The sequence below is a fragment of the Microvirga sp. P4_G7 genome, from assembly GCF_056401005.1.
In genome coordinates this window covers 1-7924 of record NZ_JBFUKD010000116.1, presented here as the reverse complement: position 1 = coordinate 7924, position 7924 = coordinate 1, and the positions used below count along the sequence as shown (strand labels likewise).

Annotated in this window: 6 protein-coding genes; 1 reads left to right on the top strand and 5 read right to left on the bottom strand. The window is 59.5% G+C overall.

The annotated features are described in order from the left end of the window. From AC1DT3_RS07705 to AC1DT3_RS07690, 4 genes are all read right to left on the bottom strand, one after another. Positions 1–1486 (bottom strand): M10 family metallopeptidase (locus AC1DT3_RS07705; RefSeq protein WP_477464667.1); only part of this gene is annotated, 1486 nt, incomplete at its 3' end. 181 nt (positions 1487–1667) lie between these two features. After that, positions 1668–3074, bottom strand: coding sequence for a chromate efflux transporter (chrA, locus tag AC1DT3_RS07700; RefSeq protein ID WP_477464666.1), 1407 nt, complete (start codon positions 3072–3074; stop codon positions 1668–1670). 1 nt (position 3075) lies between these two features. Further along, positions 3076–3900 carry a chromate resistance protein ChrB domain-containing protein gene (locus AC1DT3_RS07695; protein ID WP_477464665.1) on the bottom strand — a complete coding sequence of 275 codons (825 nt, stop codon included), beginning with the start codon at positions 3898–3900 and terminating at the stop codon, positions 3076–3078. Positions 3901–4046: 146 nt separating this feature from the next. After that, complete coding sequence (locus tag AC1DT3_RS07690; RefSeq protein ID WP_477464664.1) at positions 4047–6131, bottom strand: catalase; 2085 nt, start codon at positions 6129–6131, stop codon at positions 4047–4049. A gap of 322 nt (positions 6132–6453) precedes the next feature. Between AC1DT3_RS07690 and AC1DT3_RS07685 the strand changes: the two genes are divergently transcribed. Beyond that, the gene (locus tag AC1DT3_RS07685; RefSeq protein ID WP_477464663.1) at positions 6454–7107 is read left to right on the top strand and encodes a GNAT family N-acetyltransferase; all 654 of its coding nucleotides are present in this window, start codon (positions 6454–6456) and stop codon (positions 7105–7107) included. A gap of 20 nt (positions 7108–7127) precedes the next feature. Here AC1DT3_RS07685 and fliJ read toward each other — a convergent pair whose 3' ends face one another. Next, complete coding sequence (fliJ, locus tag AC1DT3_RS07680; RefSeq protein ID WP_477464662.1) at positions 7128–7544, bottom strand: flagellar export protein FliJ; 417 nt, start codon at positions 7542–7544, stop codon at positions 7128–7130. Between the last annotated feature and the right edge of the window lie 380 nt (positions 7545–7924).

Here is a 7924-nt window from a genome sequence, read left to right as displayed (position 1 = left end):
AGACATCGCGGACGATCCCACCCACGATCTTGTTGTCGACGTTGTCGCCTCGGATCGTGTTCGGATAGAAAAACAGACCATCGACGTTTTCGATGTTCGATATGAACTGCAATGAAAGGTCGGACGAGAAATCCACGATCGAAAAGTTCTGATCGAGATACACAACGAGCCCGGTCGCCTTCGGTTCGCCCGTAAACGTTCCGCCCTGAGACCATTTTAGGGTATCGATTCCAGCCCCGCCGTCGATGGTGCGCACCCCCTTTCCGATACCTAACGTATCGTCGCCGGGTCCGCCTTCGAAGCGGTCGTCGCCGAACCAGTCGATCAGACTGTCGGCGCCGTCGCCTGCCTGAAGCGTGTCATTGCCATTTCCGCCGTCGAGAGCATCGTTGCCCTCTCCGCCTTGAAGAACATCCGAGCCCTCATATCCGTTGAGAAAATCACGCCCCGCGCCGCCGTCCAACGTATCCGAGCCGCCGAAGCCCGACAGGATGTCGCCGCCATCGCCTCCTCTGAGAATGTTCGCAGCGTCGTTCCCATCGATGATATCGGATCCAAAACCACCAATGGCGTTCTCGATCAATGATCGATTGTCCCCGCCGTACAGAGCGGCAATCGAGACGTTGTGCTTCAAGCCTCCGACGTTCGAGAACGAGCCGGAATGCAAGTCGATTTGCTGATCGTATGCGTATCCAGAGAAATCGAGCGTGTCGTTCCCGCCAGCGTCCCAGACACAGAACACCACGCGATCGAACGCATTCAATCGGTACGCGGGATCGGCGTTGCTGTTGAAGCCGTAGACCGTGTCTCCGGTCGCCGTCAACCAATTCGGACCGTACAGACGTTGAATTGCAGCGATGTCGTCGACGAGAGGTGTCGATGCAGACAGAAAGCCGAATTCGGCGCCGGTCTCGGACGCTTCGAAGTAGCTCATGACGGTGTATTGTCGGCTATCCTGTATGTAGATGGCGTCGTTCTGGTAGGTTGGATTTCCGCCGTTGTAGTTGCCCGGATGTTGCAGGCCCAACGCGTGACCGACCTCGTGTATGAACGTCTCGAAGTAATAGCTCCCCTTGTTGATCGTGGGCGATTGAAAGTTACCGATATTGATCCACACATCGCCGCTTGCCGAGGGAAAGGAGGCCGTTCCGGGCGGGAACGCGAATCCGCCGAGCCGATCGATACTCGCGTCGAAATAATTCCCAAACAGAATCGATGCCGAGTTGGTGTAACTGCCCGGGGCAACTTCCGCGAAACTGATCGCGGCTACGGTGGACCACAGGTGCAATGCGTCGCGCGCGGCCTGCATCTGCGCGAGAGAAAACAGGCTAAAGGTCCCTTGCTCGTTGTTGTTCGTATTGTAGCCTGGCGCCGTCTGACGGAAGCCGTACGAGATTGGCCCGGCAGGACCTCCGCCGCCCCACAAGAGGCCGCTTCGCGTAATCTGCGCCYCTGCCTGGCTATGATCGAGAGAGAGCGTTGGCATTAAAGCTGCTTTCGACGATCCATCGTAGCAGTATACGAAGCGGATCAACCGGAAGCATTGGCAATAAAGGAGTGTCGACGTTCGGTCCGCGGCGGGAGTGAATGGAATCGGCGGGGCGGCCTTAAGCGATACGTTCGTGCTGACTACCGTGGCAGCAAAGTCGTTTCGCCGATGTCCCCCCTCAGATCATTCCGCCGAGATAGAGACCGATCCCCATGACGGAGGTCAGTGTCAGCGTGGGCACCATACCGACCTTGAGCCGGAAGACCGCCACGATTGCTGCGGCCGATAGCATGAGAGCCCAAGGGTTGATGCTCGCAAACGCCGGCAAGTCGAACCGGATCGGTCCCCAAACGACAGGGCTTATCTCCGCGAACAGCGTATGGATTGCGAACCAGATAGCCAGGTTGAGGATGACCCCGACCACAGCCGCAGTGATCGCCGACAGCGCGCCGCTCAACGCTCTGTTGTCTCGCATGATCTCGATGAAGGGCGCACCGACGAAAATCCAGAGAAAGCAGGGTGTGAACGTCACCCAGGTGGCGAGCAAACCACCGAGCGTTCCGGCCAGCAATGGCGGCATCGAACCGGAATCGCGAAACGCCGCCATGAAACCTACGAACTGGAGAACCATGATGAGGGGCCCTGGCGTCGTCTCGGCCATGCCCAGACCGTCGAGCATTTCGCCTGGGCGAAGCCACCCGTAATGCTCCACCGCCTGTTGCGCGACGTAGGCGAGGACGGCATAGGCGCCGCCGAACGTCACAACGGCCATCTTGGAAAAGAACACGGCGATTTGACTGAAGACATCGTCTTGACCCCTCATCAGCAAGAGAGCGGCAACCGGGGCGAGCCACAATGGCAACCAGATTGCCATAGCGCCCAACACACCTCCGACGGACGGATGCGCGTGAACCGGCAGCGTCTCGCCGAGGAGGCTGTCCGCGTCGGTCAATCCTTGCTTCGCACGCTTGTGACTCCCTCCCACTTGGAATTGCGCCATGCCAGCGCGGCTGCCGAAATAGCCGAGGAGCGCGGCAGCCAGAATGATGACCGGAAATGGAACTTTGAAGAAGAATATGGCGACGAACGCGATCGCAGCGACGCTCAGCATCACAGGGTTCTTGAGGGAACGTTCGCCAATCCGCATCACCGCTTGAAGCACAATAGCCAGCACTRCCGCTTTCAATCCGAAGAAGAGTGCGGACACGATCCCGACATTGCCGAACAAGGCATAGATCCAGCTCAGAGCCATGATCGACACGACGCCGGGCAGGATGAACAGACCGCCCGCGACAAGGCCCCCGCGCGTGCGGTGCATGAGCCAACCGATGTAAGTGGCGAGTTGTTGCGCCTCGGGACCCGRCAGGAGCATGCAATAGTTGAGCGCATGCAGAAAACGGTTCTCGGAGATCCATCGCTTCTCCTCGACGAGGATACGATGCATCACCGCAATCTGCCCCGCCGGCCCGCCGAAACTCAGCAGCGCGATCCGCGCCCAGATCGGCACCGCTTCTCTCAGTGTGATGCGGACAGCGGCCGAACCGCGAAGTTTGGAAGGTCGTGCGACAGTCGATACGGGTGCCATCTCACGCCTCCCGCTTCTTGACGGGCCAGTTGTGCGTTTCGTCCGTAGCGTCTCGGCACCATCGGTAGAATGCGTCGTAGAGCGTCATTCCAGCATTGAGCTGTTCGAGATCGTCCGCATGCATCCTGGAGAGGCCGAGAGATGCAGCGAGGAGACCGGGCGCTTCGGGTGCAAGGTCCGGACGGGCGGTGTCGGCCCCGCGCACGATGCGCGCCAATCGCAGCAGAGGTTCAGTTGCAAGACCGAACTCCTCGACCATAATGTCGAAAGTGCACTTCTCGCCGCGATGGCTCCAGAACACGCCCTCGCCTTCGATGTCGAACGGTGTCGCACCAAAGCGGTCCGCAACCGCTTGAACCTCCGCTGGGGCGACGAACAAAAAGACCGCATGTGGATCGACGAAGCGGCGGATCAGCCACGGGCAGGCAATGCGGTCGACTTTCGGACGGGAGCGAGTAACCCAAACCGTGCAGCCATTACCGTCGCGTTGCGGAATTTTCGCCTCGGGCACCATGGGCAAACCGGCCTCCACCCACGCCGACCAGCCGCCTTGGAGCGTGTCCGCTGGCACGCCGGTGTGCCGGAGCCACGCGGCGACGCCTTCACTCAGTTTCAGGCCTTTGTGGCAGATGACGACGGCCGATTGGTCCTTGAAGGCGTGCGCCCATTCGGCCACGCTCTCCCAGGAACGGCGGACGGAGCCGGGGATGAGATGGGGATCAGCAACGAAGTCCTCGTCCGTGCGGACATCGATGAGAACCGGGCTGTCGGGCCGGCCTATGAGACGTGACAGTTTTTCAGCGGAAATCGAGTTGATCGACGACATGGTGCGCCCCTTTGAAAAAACAGGACGCGATACTTGGGTATGTCGCCTCGTGGGGAGATCGCAATCCCCATGCAGCAATCACGCAACCTTCTTGCGTCATTTGTCAAGGGGGGACGGGGGCGCAGCGACGCGCCCCTTTCGCCTTATCACGCGAGCATGCGAACCTTAGGTTCGCGAGCCCATTGACGCGTTTTTGCCATCGAGACGAAATCCTCGGTGCTGTTGCTCACGTCAACGACGCCCGCATCGGGTTCGACGCCGGCCTTGTTCAACAGGGGCTGAGCCTCGCTTGTAAAGCCGATGGCCTTCAGGTGTCCGAAGGCATGGTGGATGAAATCGATGGCAGCACCTTCCTTGAGAAGCGTGGCGCATCCCTCCTTTGAAAGAACCAACGCAACCGCATCAAACACGACGGACGGCGTTCCGGCGAGCTGTCCGTCCGCCTGGAGCTTCTTGCCGTCCTTCAAGGTGACTCCGCCGACCTTGGGAGCGACGATCTTCACAGTCGCGCCTTCTTTTTCGGCTGCCTTGCGCACTGCCTCCACAACAGCACCATCAGCTCCGTCCGTCACAAGCACACCGACGGCGCGTCCTTTCAGCGTCTCGGGGTATTTGCCGATAATGCGCAAACCTGGAGAGGGCGGCATGTCTTGCGGTGCGGCGGCTGCCTGCGCCTTCGCAGGAAGTTCGACCGCCAAGCCGTCGGCGACACGCTTTGCAAGTGTTTCATCGACGTTCCTAAGGTTCGCCAGAACGCGATTGCGGACGTGGGCCAAACTGACTTTCGACAGTTCGAACACAATGGCGCTCGCCAGATGGGCCTGTTCGATCTCACTCTGCGATTTGAAGAAAAGTCGCGCATGGCTGTAGTGATCGGCGAACGTTTCCGCGCGCAGGCGAACTTTGGTTTCGTCGAGTGGGAGGGCATAAGTCCGAAAGCCTCCCTTAGGATCCTCGCGTGGTCCGCCTTCTTCGCCGGCCTCCCTCAGAGAATTCGGTTCGTAATTTGCGCGACCCGCAAATACTTGCGTCTGCATCTGGCCGTCCCGTTGGAGGTTTTGAAACGGACAGCCCTTCGCGCGGTTGATGGGGATCTGGTGGAAGTTGACGGTTCCCAGTCGCGACAACTGCGTATCCTGGTAGGAGAACAGCCGGCCTTGCAGCAACGGATCTTCCGACACGTCGATGCCGGGCGGCATGTTGGTCGGAAGAAACGCCACCTGCTCGGTTTCAGCAAAGAAGTTGTCGGGATTGCGATTGAGCACGAGACGGCCGACCACACGGATCGGCACGAGCTCCTCGGGAATCASYTTCGTCGCRTCGAGAATGTCGAAAGGAAGCGCGTCGGCTTCCTTCTGCGTCAACAGTTGAACGCCGAATTCCCATTCCGGGAAGTCGCCGGCAGCGATCGCCTCGTGTAAATCGCGGCGGTGATAATCCGGGTCCGCACCGGCGATTTTCACCGCTTCATCCCAGCATGTCGACTGCAGGCCGAGTTTCGGTCGCCAATGGAATTTGACGAAGACCGGCTCGTCCTTCTCGTTCAGGAGCCTGAAGGTGTTGACGCCGAAACCTTCCATCATACGGAAGGACCTGGGAATGGCGCGATCTGACATCGCCCACATCACCATGTGCGTCGTTTCCGGCATCAAACCGACGAAGTCCCAGAAGGTGTCGTGSGCACTGGCAGCCTGCGGATATCCGCGGTCGGCCTCCATCTTCACCGAGTGGATGAGGTCCGGAAACTTGATGGCGTCCTGGATGAAGAAGACGGGAATGTTGTTGCCCACAAGATCCCAGTTTCCCTCTTTGGTATAGAACTTGACTGCGAAACCGCGGACGTCGCGTGGCGTATCCACCGAGCCAGCGCCTCCGGCGACAGTCGAAAACCGGACGAAAACGTCTGTCTTCTCGCCAACCTCGGTGAGAACCTTGGCGCGCGTGACTTTCGACAGCGATTCCGTCAACTCGAAGTAACCATGCGCCGCGGAGCCGCGCGCGTGAACGATCCGCTCCGGAATGCGCTCATGGTCGAAATGTTGTATCTTCTCCCGCAGCACGAAATCTTCCAGGAGCGTCGGACCACGCCTGCCGCCTTTCAGCGAGTTCTGGTTGTCGGACACCGGAACACCATGATTGGTGGTGATGCGCGCATCGGGAGCCGAGGCAGTCTGGTGGAGCTCGCCGCCATTGCCGGGTTTGCCGGTCACTGTCTTGTCGTCGGAGGCCATGGTCGCTTTTCCTTATGTCTGCAGGTGCAGGAGTTCGCTCCTGGATCTGACGAGCCGCGACACGCTCTCAGGTCGCCAACGCCGCACTTTTGTAAAAGCGACGATCATTAAAGCGAACAGGACCCGGGAAACTGCACAGCCGTCATCATCGGGTGGTGGACCGACCTGGGCATAAGCGTCGAACCGCGTCGATGTTCCTTTAGCGCCACCCTTGAACCACCGTCTGGTGAGCGAGCCAAATCCCTGCCCGACCCCATTGCCCTTCTCGAGCGCACATGACATTGCGGTTCTGAGCGGCTCGCGTGAACACGATGGTGACTTGATGGCGAAATCATCCGTCCCCCTGAACCTCGACGGATATACCGACCTCCCCACAGGCAAGGTCGCTGCAGTCGTCACCTATCTCGAAATGCGCGAGCGCCCGCGGTTGAAGCGCCTTCCCAAGCCGGAAGGGCTGTCGATCGTATCCATCAACAGGGACCTGCCTCGCTATCGCGCCCTCTTTCGCACCATCGGCGAGCCGTGGCTCTGGTTCGGACGCGCGGTGATGTCGGACGCGGAGTTGTTTGGCGTTCTTTCGAACGACAAGGTCGAAGCCTACGCCTTGACGGACGGCGACAAGGATCTTGGTCTGCTCGAACTCGATTTCCGTCCCAAGGGCGAAGCGGAGCTCGCCTATTTCGGTCTCGTGCCAGATGCGATCGGCCAGGGAGCCGGTCGCTTTCTGATGAACGAAGCCATCCGTCGCGCTTTCGCGAAGGACATCAAACGGTTTTTCGTGCACACATGCTCACTGGATTCGCCGGCGGCGATCCCATTCTACATCCGTTCGGGGTTTCAACCGTACAAGCGCGCCATCGAGGTTGCCGACGACCCACGGCTGCAGGGTTTCCTGCCGCTCGATATGGCGCCGCACGTTCCGGTTCTAGGACGCGCCAAAACGAAAAGGACGCGCTCTGCGACGCGTCCTTCGTAGTTCAACAGTGCCGATTTGGGTCAGGCCGAAGCGCGCAACGCCCTGGGCTGCACCGCGAGGCCGATCATGGCCGGGTCGCGCGCTGTTTCAATGAGGCGATCGGATGTGCGTTCGCGATCTTCCAGGCTCTCGGCCCGCTTCAAATCCTCGAAGGCTTCTCCGAGTTCGGCCTTGGCGTCATCGAGCTGCGTTTGCAGGTTCTGCGCCGATTGGCGCAGGTTGTCCCGACGTTGGGCGGCTGCCCGAGCATAGGTCGGATAGGCAAAATGAGCCGGATCGGTGATGCCGGCCTTCTGCTCTTCGGCGTTGATCTCTCGATCGAGATCAACAGCCATCCGATCAAACTCGGCGATCATCATCTCGATCTGAGCGACCCGCCGACGCTTTTCATCGACCTGAAAGCGCTTGAGGCGGACGAGCGTGTCCCGCGACTTCATATTATCCATACTCCACACGTCGCTGCGTCATGAACCTGCGGGTCGCTCAGTTACCCGTCGGATCGAGAGCCACCATCGCCCATGGAAGTTGACTCTTTCTTACCCGCGGAGGTGGTTGGCGTGGAAAATTTTCCACACCCATCCCCTTCTCTGGCCCTTCATCGCTCCCTGGTCGGCGGGCGCTAACCATTCGTTTACTCCTTCCGTTAACACTGGAGCAGTCACGGCAAGGGCTCGCGAGAGCGCTATCGTGCCGACAAGGCAAGTCTCTGAAAAGACAGAATTTTTCGTTGATTGGGAGCGATCGGGATGGCGTTCTGCGAAGCGAGTCGCAGGAGGTTTCAACAACAAGACGGCAAACTTTGTTCGTTAAGTGCTTG